General features: G+C 37.5%; 18 protein-coding genes. 10 read left to right on the forward strand and 8 right to left on the reverse strand.

Annotated features, from left to right (window positions below):
- Positions 1-12 precede the first annotated feature (12 nt).
- Genes CPT03_RS01845 through CPT03_RS01855 form a run of 3 tightly spaced genes read left to right on the forward strand, consistent with a single transcriptional unit; the run spans position 13 to position 3,592 of the window.
- On the forward strand, positions 13-876 hold the full coding sequence (locus CPT03_RS01845; protein ID WP_099437247.1) for a PKD domain-containing protein: 864 nt from the start codon (positions 13-15) through the stop codon (positions 874-876).
- A gap of 18 nt (positions 877-894) precedes the next feature.
- A complete protein-coding gene (locus CPT03_RS01850) occupies positions 895-2,016 on the forward strand; it encodes an acyltransferase family protein (protein ID WP_172954123.1) in 1,122 nt (373 codons plus the stop codon).
- 28 nt (positions 2,017-2,044) lie between these two features.
- On the forward strand, positions 2,045-3,592 hold the full coding sequence (locus CPT03_RS01855) for a DUF4832 domain-containing protein (protein WP_099437248.1): 1,548 nt from the start codon (positions 2,045-2,047) through the stop codon (positions 3,590-3,592).
- A gap of 8 nt (positions 3,593-3,600) precedes the next feature.
- Here the strand turns inward: CPT03_RS01855 and CPT03_RS01860 are convergent, their stop codons facing one another.
- Together CPT03_RS01860 and CPT03_RS01865 are read right to left on the reverse strand one after the other, a co-directional pair.
- Positions 3,601-4,197, reverse strand: a complete 597-nt coding sequence (locus CPT03_RS01860) for a pentapeptide repeat-containing protein (RefSeq protein ID WP_099437249.1) — start codon at positions 4,195-4,197, stop codon at positions 3,601-3,603.
- A gap of 4 nt (positions 4,198-4,201) precedes the next feature.
- On the reverse strand, positions 4,202-4,753 hold the full coding sequence (locus tag CPT03_RS01865) for a TetR/AcrR family transcriptional regulator (RefSeq protein ID WP_099437250.1): 552 nt from the start codon (positions 4,751-4,753) through the stop codon (positions 4,202-4,204).
- A 73-nt stretch (positions 4,754-4,826) separates the two neighbouring features.
- Here CPT03_RS01865 and CPT03_RS01870 point away from each other — a divergent pair, with 73 nt between their 5' ends.
- From CPT03_RS01870 to CPT03_RS01880, 3 genes are read left to right on the forward strand one after another with little or no spacing between them, the layout of a single operon-like run.
- Complete coding sequence (locus tag CPT03_RS01870) at positions 4,827-5,075, forward strand: hypothetical protein (protein WP_099437251.1); 249 nt, start codon at positions 4,827-4,829, stop codon at positions 5,073-5,075.
- Between the two features lie 47 nt (positions 5,076-5,122).
- Complete coding sequence (msrA, locus tag CPT03_RS01875; protein ID WP_099437252.1) at positions 5,123-5,614, forward strand: peptide-methionine (S)-S-oxide reductase MsrA; 492 nt, start codon at positions 5,123-5,125, stop codon at positions 5,612-5,614.
- A 17-nt stretch (positions 5,615-5,631) separates the two neighbouring features.
- Positions 5,632-6,000, forward strand: a complete 369-nt coding sequence (locus tag CPT03_RS01880; RefSeq protein WP_099437253.1) for a VOC family protein — start codon at positions 5,632-5,634, stop codon at positions 5,998-6,000.
- Positions 6,001-6,052: 52 nt separating this feature from the next.
- Here the strand turns inward: CPT03_RS01880 and CPT03_RS01885 are convergent, their stop codons facing one another.
- Both CPT03_RS01885 and CPT03_RS01890 read right to left on the reverse strand, forming a co-directional pair.
- Positions 6,053-6,676 (reverse strand): carbonic anhydrase, encoded by a 624-nt coding sequence (locus CPT03_RS01885; RefSeq protein WP_099437254.1) that lies wholly within the window; start codon positions 6,674-6,676, stop codon positions 6,053-6,055.
- A 21-nt stretch (positions 6,677-6,697) separates the two neighbouring features.
- The gene (locus tag CPT03_RS01890) at positions 6,698-8,608 is read right to left on the reverse strand and encodes an SPFH domain-containing protein (RefSeq protein WP_099437255.1); all 1,911 of its coding nucleotides are present in this window, start codon (positions 8,606-8,608) and stop codon (positions 6,698-6,700) included.
- Between the two features lie 135 nt (positions 8,609-8,743).
- Here CPT03_RS01890 and CPT03_RS01895 point away from each other — a divergent pair, with 135 nt between their 5' ends.
- From CPT03_RS01895 to abc-f, 4 genes are all read left to right on the forward strand, one after another.
- Positions 8,744-9,646, forward strand: coding sequence for a hypothetical protein (locus tag CPT03_RS01895; protein ID WP_099437256.1), 903 nt, complete (start codon positions 8,744-8,746; stop codon positions 9,644-9,646).
- A 35-nt stretch (positions 9,647-9,681) separates the two neighbouring features.
- Complete coding sequence (locus CPT03_RS01900) at positions 9,682-9,945, forward strand: 4a-hydroxytetrahydrobiopterin dehydratase (RefSeq protein ID WP_099437257.1); 264 nt, start codon at positions 9,682-9,684, stop codon at positions 9,943-9,945.
- A gap of 67 nt (positions 9,946-10,012) precedes the next feature.
- Entirely contained in the window at positions 10,013-10,213 is a 201-nt protein-coding gene (locus CPT03_RS01905) for a hypothetical protein (protein WP_099437258.1), read from the forward strand.
- Positions 10,214-10,413: 200 nt separating this feature from the next.
- Entirely contained in the window at positions 10,414-12,003 is a 1,590-nt protein-coding gene (gene abc-f, locus CPT03_RS01910; protein ID WP_099437259.1) for a ribosomal protection-like ABC-F family protein, read from the forward strand.
- Here the strand turns inward: abc-f and CPT03_RS01915 are convergent.
- The 4 genes from CPT03_RS01915 to CPT03_RS01930 all read right to left on the reverse strand — a co-directional run bounded on the left by CPT03_RS01915 (position 12,000) and on the right by CPT03_RS01930 (position 16,382).
- A complete protein-coding gene (locus CPT03_RS01915; RefSeq protein WP_099437260.1) occupies positions 12,000-12,506 on the reverse strand; it encodes a DUF6265 family protein in 507 nt (168 codons plus the stop codon). The genes abc-f and CPT03_RS01915 overlap by 4 nt on opposite strands.
- A gap of 42 nt (positions 12,507-12,548) precedes the next feature.
- Entirely contained in the window at positions 12,549-12,857 is a 309-nt protein-coding gene (locus CPT03_RS01920) for a hypothetical protein (protein WP_099437261.1), read from the reverse strand.
- A gap of 19 nt (positions 12,858-12,876) precedes the next feature.
- Positions 12,877-13,458: a PhnA domain-containing protein gene (locus CPT03_RS01925; protein WP_099437262.1), complete on the reverse strand. Its 582-nt coding sequence runs from the start codon at positions 13,456-13,458 to the stop codon at positions 12,877-12,879.
- Positions 13,459-13,520: 62 nt separating this feature from the next.
- Entirely contained in the window at positions 13,521-16,382 is a 2,862-nt protein-coding gene (locus CPT03_RS01930) for a sugar-binding domain-containing protein (RefSeq protein WP_099437263.1), read from the reverse strand.
- Positions 16,383-16,533: the final 151 nt, after the last annotated feature.

Genomic DNA, 16,533 nt, shown 5'->3' on the forward strand with positions numbered 1-16,533 from the left:
TATTTTATTGATATGAAGAATTTAAAAAATAACATATTCCGACTGCTGATCATGATCACAGCGGTTACCATATTAAACTCCTGTAAAAAAGATACTACCCCAAAACTGACCGATTTGCTATATGATCTTACGGTGGATGGTAATCAGGTTACTTTTAAAACAGTAACAGCAGGTATTTCATCATACAGGTGGGATTTTGGCGATGGAGGTTCTTCTACCGACCCTAATCCGGTACACGAGTATGCAGGTAAAGGTAAATACGTGACAACGCTTTACGCAACAATAAATGGAAGTGTAACAGAAGCCTCTACTGTTATCAGAATTGCTAAAACATCACCTGTTAAGCTTGATGACAATACCTTGAGTGACTGGGATAAGGTGACTACCAATGTCCTTACTGCTGGTCCTCAGGGAGGTATTTTCCGATCAGCTAAATTTGATTATGATGGCAATTTTATTTATGTCTATGCAGAGATGAATTCTAAAAAAGCCAATGGCGATATTTTCGATTTCTATATCGACTCAGACAATAGTGCCGGCACCGGTTTATTAAGTGCCTATGCGGATGGTGGGTTTGATATTCTGCTGGAGGGCCAACTATTGAGTACAGGTGTAGATATCTTCTACCATAATGGTGCGCAAAATAGCTTTAGTTTCGCTCAGCAATCAATTTCAGAGGCTTATAATGTGGGTACTATAACTGAAACGGGTGATGTTTTGAAATTTGAAATGCGTATTGCCCGAGGAAAACTAAAAGGTTTAACTGGTACTGGGATGCGGATAGGAATTATGGCAACAAAAAGCGATTGGTCGGTAACCCTGGGCAGTATTCCTGATGCAGGAGCTTCGGCATTTCTGCTTGATATGAGTGAATAATTTTTAAAGTAATTTTTTATGTCTAAAAGTACAGTAAATCAGTTTGTGGCAGAACGTGTGATATCTCTTGATGTGATGAGAGGATTGATCATGTTACTACTTTGTGCCGAGAGCTGTCATTTATATGGAGCCCTGAAAAACCTTAATCCGGTGCAGCCGGCAGCAATGCTTATTGAGCAGTTTTTTCATCATCCATGGCATGGATTGCGGTTTTGGGATTTAGTACAGCCCGCATTTATGTTTATGGCGGGAGCTGCAATGTACATTTCCTATAGCCGCAAACTCGAAAAGGGTAGCAGCTGGGAGAAGAATTGGGGCCATATCTTATTCCGAAGTTTTAAACTTTTCCTTTTTGGTACTGCACTTCACTGTGTATATCAAGGAAAATTGGTTTGGGAACTTTGGAATGTACTTACTCAATTGGCTTTTACAACCCTGGTTGCCTACCTGATAATTGGTAAATCTTATAACTGGCAAATTATCTGCTCAGTGGGCTTATTGTTGCTCACAGAAGTAATGTACCGTTTAATACTGATGCCGGGTTATGACCAACCTTTTGTACAGGGCCATAATTTTGGGTCGTATGTAGATACGCTACTGATGGGTAAGATCAATTTAGATGGTTGGGTAGCCATAAATGCAATACCTACGGCTGCACATACAATCTGGGGTGTGCTTGCAGGTAAACTTCTAATTTCATCGCGATCAGCATCTTATAAAATAAAGATGCTGATCGGCTTTGGCTTGCTTGCTCTGATAATTGGATTCGGACTGGATGCTTTACAGATCACTCCAATTATAAAAAGAATAAGTACCAGCTCTTTTGTATTTGCATCGGGTGGCTGGGTGCTAATCATGCTAGCCGTCGTATACTGGTTAATCGATGTGAAAAAATGTGTGAAATATGTGTGGATATGCTCTGTAATGGGCATGAATGCCATATTTATCTATATATTTTTTGAAACTATAGGTGTGCAGTGGTTGAATGGTGTAATCGGAATTTTTACAGGAGATGCTTTAATAACGTTGTTTGGATTGCAGAGTAATGTTAGTGCTGTAGTGACTGCCTTAAGTACGCTTCTGGTTGAATGGGCCCTATGCTACTGGCTGTTCAAGCGCAATATTTTTTTTAAGCTTTAAATAGTTTCATTTAAAAAGTAAAAACATTATGAACATAAAATTGACCCTCCATAGTTTAATTTTTTCCATTGTTATCCTTACGCTTTTCACTTCCTGTAAAGAGGAAAATGAAATCCTGGTTAGGGTAGAGAAGGTTAATGTAACCTACTCTGAAAGTGATGAGGATTTTCCTAATCCTGAGCGTGGTTTTTATCGTTATTCGGAAACCACTGCAAGTAGCTATAGCGTACTCGATGCAGAAACTCTTAAAGCATATCGGTTGTTACAAGATATTTCTACAGCAAATTACAAAGTGTATAGTACACTCGTTTTCAGATATTACATCTTAGATAATGTAACCACCACAAGTATATCAGAATCTTTTCTTAATAATATTAAAAAAGATATGACTGCTGCAAGAACAGCAGGGGTGAAACTGATTCCGCGTTTTGTGTATACTGCCACTGCACGTGCTGGTAATTGTCCGGAAGGATTTATTTGCCCAACCTATGGCGATGCCGCTAAATCTATTGTTCTTGGCCATATTGAACAGCTTAAACCAGTGCTTACAGAGAATGCAGATGTGATTGCTTGTGTGCAGCTTGGATTTATTGGTACCTGGGGTGAAAATTATTACACAGATTTCTTTGGGGATGCCTCTTTAAATGGTGGACAAGAAGGTAAATTAACGGATCAGAACTGGCGAGACAGGATAGAGGTACTAAAAGCGCTCCTTGCTGCCATGCCGGCAGATAGAATGGTTCAGGTTCGCTACCCGCAATTTAAGCAACGCTTTTCGTTTGGTGTAAATTCAGCACTTTCTTCACCTCCGCTTGCTGAACTTATGGCATTTACAGCATCGGACGAATCTCGTATCGGCTTTCACAATGATTGTTTCCTTGCCAGTGCCAATGACTTTGGAACTTATGAGGATTATGGAAATAGTAGCACGCCAAGAACATCAGACGGCATGGTTTTAAATACTTTAAGGGATTACATGAAGGCCGACAGTCGATTCGTTGTTGTTGGTGGAGAAACCTGTTCGGATGATTACAGTCTTAACGATTGTGAGCCTGCCGGTAAAGCACAAGAAGAACTTGCGGCAATGCACTTTAGCTATCTGAATGCCCATTATAATACTGCGGTAAATAACGACTGGCAAACAGGTGGTTGTATGGATAATATTAAGAGAAATCTGGGTTATCGCTTTGTCCTTCAGTCTGCAGTTTTACCTGATAATGTAGTGAAAGGTACGAGCTTAAATATAGTACTCAATGTTAAAAATGTTGGGTATGCATCACCGTACAATAAAAGAACAATAAAATTGGTACTACGGAATAAGGAAAATGGAAGTTTGAAATCTTTTGACCTTGCTTCTGATGTAAGAAAATGGTATTCAGGAAGCTTTAAAGTAGAAGAAAGTATAAAAATACCTTCCGAATTTGCAACAGGTGATTATGAAATGCTGCTTAACCTGCCAGATGAATATGCAAGTATTGCCGACAGACCCGAATACAGCATCCGGTTGGCCAATAAAAATGTTTGGGAAGCTTCATCAGGTTACAATAAACTTAATCATATTGTTTCCATTAAGTAATTTCCATACTATTGACCATGATAATCAATATCCAGATTGTATTGGTAAAGCAGGCCTGAAAGGTTCAGTACAGAAAATTTCGCCTGCTTTACTTTATTGACAGATGGATCCAGGCTGAAGTTTCTTGCGGTGCGGAAATCGGTTTTCTCCAGAACAGACCTGACAAATGTTGCACCTGAAAGATCACAGTTTTGGAATACGCTTGAAGTTAAATCACATTCTTCAAAATCAGTTTCTTTAAGCGAACATTCTATGAAGTTAGTTTTCTTAAGCTTTGTGCCATAAAAAGTTGAATAATCCAGATGACTCCGCTCAAAATTAAAAGAAAACAAAAACTTATTACATTTAGAAAAGTCAATTCCCAGTATCTTACAGCCGGTAAAAGTAACATCCTTAAATCCAGTTCCGGTAACTATTGTCAGTGAGAAATTACATTGTTTAAAATGACAATCCATGAAATCATTGTTGCTTAAATCACTCTTAGAGAAATCACAGTTTACAAATTCACATTTAATAAACTCCCTGTTCTCCAATCTCTTCTCTGCATAATTAATGTTGATAAATGTTTTGTCTTCGTGAACTGAAGTTTCCTTTGAATTGTTCATAAAGCTAGTTTAAGTTGAGTAATTTGTTTACGATCTGTTCTTTCTTTTCGGTAGTGATGCCATAAAAGCCAAGGTTATCTGCATACCAAAGCCCATCTGCTACAAGCATAATAATCAAACTGTTGATATCCAGGTCTGCTACCGGTCCACCCGAAATATGTTCGGTAAACCATTCGTCCCACATTTTCTTATAATGTTCATTAACTAATGCAGCTTGTAAAATGACTTTCATAGCTCGCCTATAATTGATGTCGCTGCTCTTTTTTATAACAAATCGAAGAAAAGCGATAGGCGCAATATGGTTCCCAGATATTTTTTTTTCTTCAATTGTCCAATCGGTCAATTCAACAAGACTTTGGCGTACCAATTCTTCTAGCAGCTCCTCTTTATTACGGAAATGGTGGATAATGCCACCTTTACTCAGTCCAGTTTGATCGGCAATGGCCTGGAAAGTAACTTGATGCCAATCTGCCGTGGCACCTATTTCGGCCGCTGTATTAAGGATCAGTTGTTTACTGGCTTCAGGATTTTTCTTTTTTTTATATGGATTTTCCATTTTTCAAAGATACCGAACGATTGGTTTGTTTGCAAATTATTTATACATTTGTCGCCTCAATTATTTAGTTCCTATGCCCAGATACGTTATTATTCTATCTACAGCAATTAATACACCAACTGATTTACGGCATGTTTTCCAGTCTGTTAATTTTTTCTCTGGTATCTTCGAGTGGTCTGTTGATCTTGACGATTGTGATAAGATACTTAGAATTGTTTGCGGCAATAATATTAGTCTTGAACTTGTTAAAATCCTTAAAAGTGGAGGGGTAAACTCGTTGGTGTTAGAGATTTTTGACGAAAATGGGATTTCTATTATATAAATAACTCTCTGGCATCGTACCTTTATGCTATTAAAAAGAAAAGTTATATGAATACAGAAAAAGCTATTTTAGCGGGAGGTTGTTTTTGGGGCGTTGAAGAGCTAATTAGGCATCAACCAGGTGTTATCTCCACTGTAGTAGGGTATACAGGAGGTGATGTTCCCAATGCCACATATCGGAACCATGGAACGCATGCCGAAGCCATAGAAATCGTATTTGATCCGACACAGTTATCATACCGTTCACTTCTAGAGTACTTCTTTCAGATTCATGACCCATCAACAAAAAACAGACAGGGAAATGATATAGGTACTTCTTATCGTTCAGCCATTTTCTTTGCAGATGAAACACAAAGGGAAACGGCGAATGCTTTAATAGCTGATATGGAAGCTTCTGGTAAATGGCCTGGGCAAATTGTAACAGAAGTTGTTCCGGTTACTGATTTTTGGAATGCTGAAGTAGAACATCAGGATTATTTACAAAAGAATCCGTACGGTTATACCTGCCATTTTGAAAGGGCTGATTGGAAACTCGATTAATTCTAAAAATTAAACCAATGGAACATAAAGCATTATCTATCAGACCATTCATTGGCGCTAAAGATTTTGAACTTTCAAGGAGTTTTTACAAAGATCTTGGCTTTGAGGAGACAGTGATCACATCTGATATGTCTGTTTTTAAAACAGGGGGCATCGCATTTTACTTGCAAAATGCTTACGTGAAGGATTGGGTTGATAATACTATGATTTTTTTAGAGGTGGAAGATGTTGATCGCTATTGGCAGGAACTTTTGGCTCTGGATCTTACTGTTAAATATAAAAATGCAAAGCTTGTTCCTGTACGGGTTGACTATTGGGGTAAAGAGTGTTTTTTGCATGATCCATCCGGAATTCTCTGGCATTTCGGAGAATTTTTTAAAGACTGATTGGAGTGTAATGCACAGGCTATTAGATTAAATCTATAAATGTGCCTTGTACCTATCTAAAATAAAAAGTCAATTTACCAGCAGAAACATCATACATAGCAGGTATGATCATTAGCGCTCTGCTATCCACACTTTGTCTTATAATACTACTTTGTTCAAGTATTTGCTGTACAGAACGGTAAACATTAAGTATAGACACTTTATTTACAAAAGATTCATTATCGCCTGTCCGATTGCTTATTTCTGTAAGTTCCTGCGATATGCAGGTTTTTACCTCTCTTAACAAACCCGATAAATTCTCCATCATTACATCATTGCAAGCACTAGTTACCGCACCACAATTGGTATGCCCCATTACTACAATCAATTTTGAGCCTGCGGTTGTTATTGTATATTCAAGTGAGCCTAACACATGTGGAGATATGACATTACCCGCAATACGTATGTTAAAAATATCGCCAATACTTTGATCAAGAATCAATTCAGTTGGAACCCTGGAATCCATGCAGCTTAGTATTGTAGCAAAGGGCTTTGGGTTATTTTTCGTTTCCTGCACTTTCTTTAACAAGTTTCGGTGTTTACTACATCCGTTAATAAATCTTTCATGCCCATCTTTTAATAGTTGCAAGGCGATATCCGGAGTCATTTCAGCTTGGTGATTAACAGTAGGGTTCATAGTTTAAGTAATTAAGGTTTATTAGTCATTATTTTTTCCTTTTTCTTGTTGTATCATTTGCATTAATTGCAACCCCATTAAGCCACTTAAGCTACCATCACTGCCATTGCTGCCACTCACAATTAAATCAGGGATGATTTTAATTTTTCCTTTTCCAATTTCTTCTGTTATTTTAAACTTGGTAAAGTTGTCGTCACCCATGGCTTTTGCCTGCAAGTCGTAAGCATCAGCCGTAGATTTACCTATTGCCAGAATTTTTTCGGCTTCCGCCAATCCTGTTTTGGCTATCTTCTCTGCATCTGCCGTAGCGTTAAGTTTGGTCGCCTCAGCTTGTGCACCGGCACGTGCCTTGGTAGCTTCAGCCTCTGCATTAGCACGCATTTTAGTGGCAGTGGCTTCAGCATCAACCTGTAGTTTTAAACTATTAGCATCTCCTTCTGCTTTTTTTACGGTTGCATCAGCTGTGCGTTGGGCAATTTCTACACTTTGTTGTGCCTTCACAATTTCCTTTTGCATATCTGCAATGGCGGTTTCTTTTTCCATGCCCTGACGTTGTTCCTGTGCATTTTTTTGCGTCTGATATGTTTTTTGTTCCTCTTCCGCAATTTTACGATCAGTAAGGGTTTTCATTAATGCCTCGGGAGGAAGAATATCTCCTATCAAGGTATCTACAGCATTCACATTATAATCGTCCAGTACGGCTTTAATATGATCTTTTGCTGATTGTTGTCTTTCTTTGCGTGTAATCAAAAAACTAATAACATCGCTGTCTTGAGCAGAATTTCGAAAGTAATTACCAATAGTTGGCTCCAATACCTGACTTACCAAATTGCTCATGCTACCGAAACGAGCTATTACTTTTGGTGCTTCTGTTGCCGGGATATGGATAATCTGGGATACATCCAAATTGAAAGGGAAGCCATCTCTGGAGCGGACAGTGATAGTACTCAGGTTTTTATCCAACTCATGAGATTCATTTCTGGCATTTGCCCAGTTCAATACCAAATTGGTAGTAGGTACCAGCTCTACTTTCATAATGTATTTGTTGAATGGATATTTGCCCGGCCCATAAGCTTCCATCCATACTCCACGCTGACCCTTGCTTACAATATTGCCATGTTTGAAATTCTCTCCGGTTAAATCTTTGCCATCTTCCCCAATATAACTGATAACCACACCAACAAAACCAATAGGCACATCTGTCATAGGTATTTCTTCTATTTGAATAGCCCAGGAATTGATGTTGTAACTGCCCGCTAAAATGATAGATGGCTGCAAACCACGGTTACCACTGTTTTTCAGAAAAATATCAATGTCCTGAAAGTTATTGTGACCTGTAATCTGCTTACCTGCAATTTGCCCGCTCTCAATTGGAAGCCCGTCAAGTGTGGTTACTATACCTACCATGTTTTCATGGATAATAACCATATCGGCAATAGTAACAGTAAAGGCAAATAAGTTAATACGATAAGTGCCAGCAGTAATGTAAGAGGTTTGTCGGCCTTTTTGCCCATTATTGTTTAAGAATTTCTCAGCATCCTGAAAATTATCAGATTCAACTTTTCTGGCTAGGATTGCACCTGTTGGTATTTCAGCACCATCATTTGCCAGGATCAAGCCTATTTTACCTTCTGGTATAATGGTAAAGCCATGCATGTTTACATTGTATTGCCATGGCCACATGCCCCAATAAAGTCCTGGTGCCAGTGCTTTTGCCTGAAACCCTGCTTCGCCTTTAGTTGCAATTATACGCCCGTCTGGCAGTTCTTTGTTACTGCCAAAAAGCACGAATTTTTTTGTTACCAGGCCTACCTTGTTTTCGGGTACTATAACCATACCCAGGAAAACCCTTAATATAAACTTGTAAAATAGGAGGGTAAACAGTATCGCGAATGCCCACCAGTAAATGAAAAAGATTTGAGAATAGTCCATGATCGTTAGTTTAAAGTGTGAGATATAATTTGATTTAATTCATTCATTTTGTTTAGAACAAACTTCCTTAAACATGAAAATATAAAAGTCTTATATACGTATTATATGGTTGTATTTTTATCTTATATTAGTATTATGAATAAAGAAGATCTATTGCATCTTGAGAAGCTAATGAATTTTTTAGCGGGTAATTTTCTAAAGAAGAAGACATGGAAAGACGTCTCAAAGTCTGAATGGGCTTATATTGTTGAAGAATTAAATGGGTTGTTACAAGATCGTAACAGAAAACAAAAAGTAAGAAAAGAAACCGATTTATTTGGAGCAAATTACTTGTATGAACATCTTATTATTAACAAACTAAAAGCTTATGAAAATCGGAAAGATCTAACAGGCTCAAGCAAACCGAACCTTAGTAAATTAAGTCGGATAGTGCAGCTGTTGGGCTATGATAACTATATCGATTTTATTAATTCGCACAATGAGGCATTTAGTTTTAACGATTTAAAAATTGATATCCCTAAGGTTACCGTTAACTATAAGTTGTTGGATGAATTGGTGGGATTGTGGTATTCTTTTAATCGTAATTTGCCTGATAACCCAGAAGAGATCAATGAAGAAAGAATCTGGCGCTCGTCAGTTGAAATTTATAAGTCAGAATCATCAGGCGAATATTTCATAGAAAGAAGTGGGGGAGATAATCATAAGTATTATGGAAAAGTAACTTCTTATGCTGATTACATCTTCATCATCATGAATAGTAATACTTTTATCAGACAGCGGCATTTTATTTCACGTTTAAAAGATATTAACGAGAAATTAAAGCAGCCAGACTATAGGATAGAGGAAATGCATTTTATTAGTACTTGCATTAGTTTTAATCAGGAGCCGATAGCCTTATTTGAAATTTTTCAAAAAGCATCCAGTACAAAAAACTACGTTGCGGATTCTATAAGTTTTCCGATAGAAAGCGAAGAACTCCCGGCAACTGTTGTTGCTTATTTAAAAGATACTGAAAGGAATCGCATTAATTATAAGTAGTTTAAACATAAGTAATTATTGCTTGTTTATAATGTATGGAAAATGTAATTCAAAAGGAGTGGGATATTGTTGAGAACAAACTTCACAAAATATTAATATTTAAGGATTTCCAGGAAGCTTTCGCTTTCATGGTTAAGGTGGCATTTGTAGCAGAAAAGAATAATCATCACCCAAAATGGTGTAATGAATGGAATAAACTGGAATTTTGGCTAAGTACTCATGATGCAGGTGATACCATTACTGAAAAAGATAGAAACCTTGCTAAGCAAATTGATGAGCTGTTAAATTTTCAGACCTAGTTATAAATAGCTAAAATTTTAGCAAATGATCTGATTATTTAGTATATTAGTATATCAAAAGTTTTTTATGAAAAAGCAGGGTGTTGCCGCTCTGAATGAGACGGTTCAAACAATAAAAGACGAAGTGATTCTGACTACAGAAAGAGATATCGAAACATTCTTTAATGCTTTGATGTATCCTCCTGATCCATTAAAAGATTTCTCAAAACTGGCAGATTATTATGAGCAGATTCTTCATCAGGTTCATAAGAATTTGGTTATCAGATAAGGCCAGATTATTCTCGTTTTTTAAAAAAATACTTACATTTGTTGTGTAAACGAATAATTACTCCATGTAATATCCAATAAACAGAAGCAATAACTCTTTCTTTTTTGCTTAAGTGCTACGCAAACCACTAGTGTTTGTTGCGCAATCTTGTGTTCCACACAATTAATTCTTATTCTTTTACTTATTATCAATAATGCTTCATGAGTATTGTCGTTAAACAACTTTCTTATATTCATTCCAATAGGGAATGCTTATTTCGTAATATTAATTTCTCGGTTTCTAAAGGACAAAAGATTGCCCTGATAGGCAGCAACGGTTCTGGGAAATCGACTTTATTAAGGATCCTTGCAAATCGGATTGCACCAGCCACCGGCGATGTCTCATCAACAAGTAAGCCTTTTTATGTTCCTCAGCATTTTGGTCAGTACGATAATTTAACCGTTGCCCAGGCGCTGGATATTGATAGTAAAATGAAAGCATTGCAGGCAATACTTAATGGTGATGCTTCTTTAGCAAATTTTACCCAATTAGATGACGATTGGAATATTGAAGAAAAAGCATTGACCTCACTTAGATTATGGGGCATGCAGCATATTGAACTAGCCCAGTTAATAAAAACCCTTAGTGGAGGAGAGAAAACCAAAGTATTTTTAGCGGGTATAACCATTCATTCTCCTTCTGTCATACTTTTTGACGAACCTTCTAATCATCTTGACAGAGATGGCCGGGAACAATTAAACAACTTTATACAAAGCAGCAAAGCAACAATTATTGTAGTAAGCCATGATAGAACTTTACTTAACCTTTTGGATTCTACTTTTGAATTAAACCAAAATGGGTTAGATGTTTATGGAGGGAATTATGAGTTCTATAAATTGCAAAAAGAAGAAAAGCTGACAGCTTTGGAAGCGCAGGCTGATCATAAGGAGAAGGCATTACGGCAAGCCATGCAAGTTGCCAAAGAAGCAGCAGAGCGCAAGCAAAAAGAGAATTCGAGAGGGAATAGAAAACAGTTAAAGGAAGGCGTTCCCAGGATTTTTATGAATACAATTAAAAACAAATCAGAGCAAAGTACAGCTAAGCTGCAGGAAGTTCATTCTGATAAAGTTAATGGCATTTTACATAACCTTCAGCAGCTTAAACAACAATTGCCCGAGGTAAAGGAATTGAAAATGATTTTTGAAAATTCAAATCTCCACACCGGAAAAATATTGATAACAGCTCAGGATATAAATTTTGGCTACTGTTCAAAATATTTATGGGAAAATCCGTTGAGTTTTCAGATCAGAAGTGGAGAAAGAATAGCTATAGTCGGTAAAAACGGGTCGGGAAAAACAACACTATTGAAGTTGATAATGGGTACGATAAAACCATCAGTAGGGGCATTAAATACAGCCGATTTTAAGCATCTTTATATTGATCAGGAATATTCACTGTTAAATAATGAGCTAACCCTGTTCCAGCAGGTACAGGAATTTAACGAACAACATTTGCCAGAATATCGTCTTAAAACAATGTTACACCAATTCCTTTTTAAACAGGATATGTGGAATAAACCTTCCGCTCAACTAAGCGGAGGCGAAAAGATCAAATTGATATTTTGTTGCCTAATGATAAGCAACAGTTCCCCCGAACTTATTATACTGGATGAACCTACTAATAACCTGGATGTTCAAAGTTTAGAGGTCATAACCTCAGCAATAAAAGATTACAAAGGAACTTTGCTGGTTATCTCTCACGACGAGTATTTCATTAATGAAATAGGCGTAAATGAAAGGATAGTGCTTTAGTTTTTTGTGCGGTTAAACACAAAAAGATCTTTGAACACCCATTTGCCATCTTGAAGATTGCCTCTGGCAATTACAAATTGGTTGGCTGAACGTTTTTCATATAGAATACGTAAGCTTTCACCCTCTTTTTGAAAGATAGCACGGTCTTTACTTGCTTCTACAAAGTTGTAACGATCGTGTTTATCTTTCTCTTCCAGGCCCAGAAGACCTGGTTTAAAATGTTTTACCATAGAAACCAATCCCTGTTCTGTTTGCTCATAGGCTAATATCTCATAAAGATCAGCTTTACCGGCTTTCATCATTCGCATAAAGCCTAGTATGTTTTCACCTTCTGGTTGTAACCAAACGCCTTCAATCGACTGGCCTTCAGGGGTGATAGCTTTCCAATGGCCCTGAATAAAAGATACATCAGCAACTGAGCCACCTTTAGGTTCAGTTTGGGCTTGTGTTTTTGGTAAAAAACAAATAAAAAAAAGTAAAAGAAGTGTGTAAGAGTGTCTCATAGCAATTTAATGGTTTAAGCAACTTAAATATACATATTCATTTCAATTACCTGCAGAATTTGGTAATAATGACAAATACAATGAAACAAGATTTTCCCACTCTTTTTCCAGTGAAATATTTGGACGGGATTGGCCCGCCCTGTTATACCAATAATCTGCATTCCAAATGTCTCCTTCTTTACGGTGCAGATAGGCGTGTACATGGGCCGCTTGTTTATTGTTTAGATGGTCAATTAAATCGTGCGCTTTTTTCCAGTTTCCCTTTCCATCATACCAAAGTGCCTGCAAATGTTCGGGCAAGTTTAGTGGTAACTCACTCTTTAAGGTATCTTTAAAATATTGAATATCCATCTTAATTTATCAAAACAAATTAGCTTTGTTTTCGAACATATTTGGTAAGGATAACAATCAGCTGGCCCTCAACCCGGCCTTCAATTTGCTCCTTGTTATCATCAACTAGTTTAATGTTTTTTACCACAGTTCCAAGTTTTGCACTTAGGCTCGATCCTTTAACATCTAATGTTTTTATAATGACAACGGTATCACCATTTTCCAATATATTGTTGTTTGAATCTCTATGAAACTCTACAGTTGAATCGTTCTCATGATCACCGGTTGCTTTTGCCCAGGCCAATGTTTCATCATCAAGATATATCATATCCAGATTGTCAATTGCCCAGCTTTCTTGTCTTAATCTGTTAAGCATACGCCAGCTCACAACCTGCACTCCCGGAACCTCGCTCCACATGCTCCCGGTAAGGCATTGCCAGTGTTTGCTATCCAATACTTCTTTTTTTTCAATCTGGGCCAGGCACTTTCCACAGGCTACCACACATTCTTCGGCTGTGTTTTGAGTTTGTGGTGGCACTTCATAAATACTCAGATTGTCTTCAGATCCACATAATTCGCACTTATTTTCGCTTCTTTCAAATAGTTGTTCTTCCAGTTTCATACTAATTATATACAAAACACGAAGATACTAATTTTAAGTTTAAGCAATCTTTGATGCAATTGTTAATTATAGAGGCCTTCTATCTTACTAAGGGCTATTGTTTTTGATGGATTGAAGGCAGATCCTGCCATATATTTTTTCAGGCTGTACAACAATTGTTTGGCCTCCGGGCGATTGTCTTGTTCCGAAAGCAGGTCTATTGAAGAAACTATCAGTTTTCCTTTCCCAACTTTGCATTCAAAAACTAGTCCAAGTGGATTTGCTGTTACCCAATCATCTATTACCCTTATAATAGGGTCTATTTGCGGCGCAACGGCACTAAGTTTTACAGCACTTGAATGTGTTATTGCATCCCACCATTGCCAATTGCTATGGTATTGGGCAGGGAAGTCTGCCAATGCAGGGTGTTTTGGATTACATAGAATACCCAGAGTGGTAGGTGGCTGTTTTCGTGTCCAGGCAGTATTCCAGAATATTGAAGAGAATCCAATCTTTATGTCTCCTCCCATCTCTGGTTTAACTGCACCTTTTTTTAAGGTAAGCAACACATCTTTACCATTGTTAAGTGCTTCAATAGCCTCTGTGCTTAAAGTTTGAGTAACCAGAATATCTTTGCCGGTTTCCGGTAAGGTTTCGGGGTACACGAATATATCCCATTGGTTTTCATAACTTCCAACACTCACGGTTAAAATGAGGCGCTGGGCTTTGTTAATAGATTTAAGCGGTTGCTTTATTGTCCCCAATTTTATGGCATTTCCCAATGGAATAGACTCACTGTTAAAATTTCCGGTAAACAATTTACTGCCATTCTCTGCTTGGATGTTCCAGTTTATAGTTGCCTTTTGAATTGGTCCGTTTCCAAAATTTGCTATTTCCAAAGGAACAACCAGTTCTTCATTATTGGTGTAATTCATTTTTGGTAATCTGGCTAAAGGCACAACAGAGTTGCAGAATTTACTGTATTCATCGGCTGTTACATAACCTTTTGCTTCCCAAAACGGATCAAGAACACCAACCAATGCTGTTCCTTGTCCAGGGAAATCATTTAAACCCAGTAGCTGAAATCCAGCAAATCCGGGCGTACGCAGTGCGGCTTCAATATCTGCTTTATAGCACAGTACCTGAAGTTTTCCAGATGCCATAACAAAACTATCTGCAAGTTTTGACATGCCATTCTCCTTTAGCTTTTCCTGAAATATCTCGAAGTTCTTGGCTTTTAATATACCATCATATTTCTTGATTTCTTTAAAATTTGGATACACACACCATTGTCCAATTTCATGACTAACGGTAGGCTGTTTCCATTTAGAGATGATGCCTGACCAATCATAATCCGACCTTGGGGCTTCCTTATTTATGATGCTGTTAAGTCCGGCTCCCCAGCCTTGAATTCTTGGATCGGGAGTGTTGTTAAAATCACTTGCTTCAACCACTGGCCAGCCGGCTGCGGTTGTATAAAGTCTCCTTTTATCTTTTGCTTTCCAGTAGTTAACGAACTCTGTTAAATAATTTACCATATTCTTTCCACCTGGTTCATTTCCATAGGTCATCATAACAAATGAGGGGTGGTTGCCATATGCCCTTATCATTCTTTCACTTTCTTCATAAATATATTTATCCAGAGGTTTTCCATCCCCAATTACAGCTCCCTTTTCTCCATTTGCCCAGGCAGAACATTCTGCCTGAATAAAGATACCCAATCTATCTGCGGCTGTAAATGCAGCTTCAGGAGGGCACCATGAATGAAATCTTACATGATTTAAGCCGTGCTGTTTAACCGTTTTTAAAATCTTTGTCCACGATTCAACATCTGTTGGTGGATAACCTGTTTTAGGAAATGAAGCGCAATCCAGTGTTCCTCTTAAAAAAATAAGGTTGTCATTTATAGTCAATTGTGTGCCTTTCGCCTTAAAATCACGCATACCAAATCCTACTTGCCTAACATCTGCATCCTTCGAGCCTGTTTGATTCAGGGTTACACTCATATTGTACAAATCAGGATTAAATTCATTCCATAGCAAAGGAGAGTTACCCATAGGGTAGGTCATTTCTATCACTTGTGAATTTCCTTCAGACACTAGTTTCTTCGTTAGTGGTTTTAATTTTTCGGCGGCTGATTTATTAGCCGAGGCCATTAAGGTTACAGATGCATCATTTTTAGTACCTGTTGTATTGGCAATTTGAATTTTCACCAAAACCTGCTTTTTGTAGATATCAGGATATAGTTGAACATCAGAAATAAAAACTTTTGGTTTAGCCCTTAAACTTAACTCTCCAATCATACCATTCCAGTTGGTTTGGGTGTGGTCGGTAACACTGTGGGCATTGTCGCCCATATTAATATCTTTTATCTTGTTATCAACCCTTATAGTTAAGCGATGCATACCTGCTGTTAATTTGCTGCCAATATCAAATAACTGAGCTGTTCCAAGGCTGTTTTCCATACCTATCTTTATATCATCAACCCATACTGTTGTTTCCCAATGGCTTCTTTCAATAAAAAGCTGCAGGTGCTTTCCATTCCATGATTCTGGAATGTTTAGTGTTTTCTGGTACCATGCGGCACCCCTGTAGTATTTATTTGGTTGTAGCCAGAAAGGAATTTTGATATTTCCTGGCTTACGATATTTTGCAAATTCATCACTTTTAAACCACGACATATCTAAAATATCTCCCGCCCATGGTGTATGTATTCCAATTTCATCTCCTTTTCCATTTGTGGCCATTGATCCGGGTAAACTAATTTGCTGAGCTAACTTATGGGTATACCATTTGTCAGAAATGCCCTTATCTAGTGAGTCTATCTGAAAAGACCATGTTCCTGCAAGATCAATACGATCTTTTTTTGATTGACTTAAAGCAGTGATAGTTAGAAATAAAAAAAGGAATAAGGCAAAATGAAGTTTCTGAAAAAATCTTTTCATAATAAAATCGGGTCTGGTTTGGGTGACCTAAAGTTTGGTATTTTATTAGAAACTAAAATGGATTAATAATTAAAAAAGATGGATTATTTTCCCAGATCAAATTATGTCCATATTCAAAAAGAAGAAAGGCCAATTTGTATTACAAATTGGC

It is taken from the genome of Pedobacter ginsengisoli, from assembly GCF_002736205.1.
Classification (GTDB): domain Bacteria; phylum Bacteroidota; class Bacteroidia; order Sphingobacteriales; family Sphingobacteriaceae; genus Pedobacter; species Pedobacter ginsengisoli_A.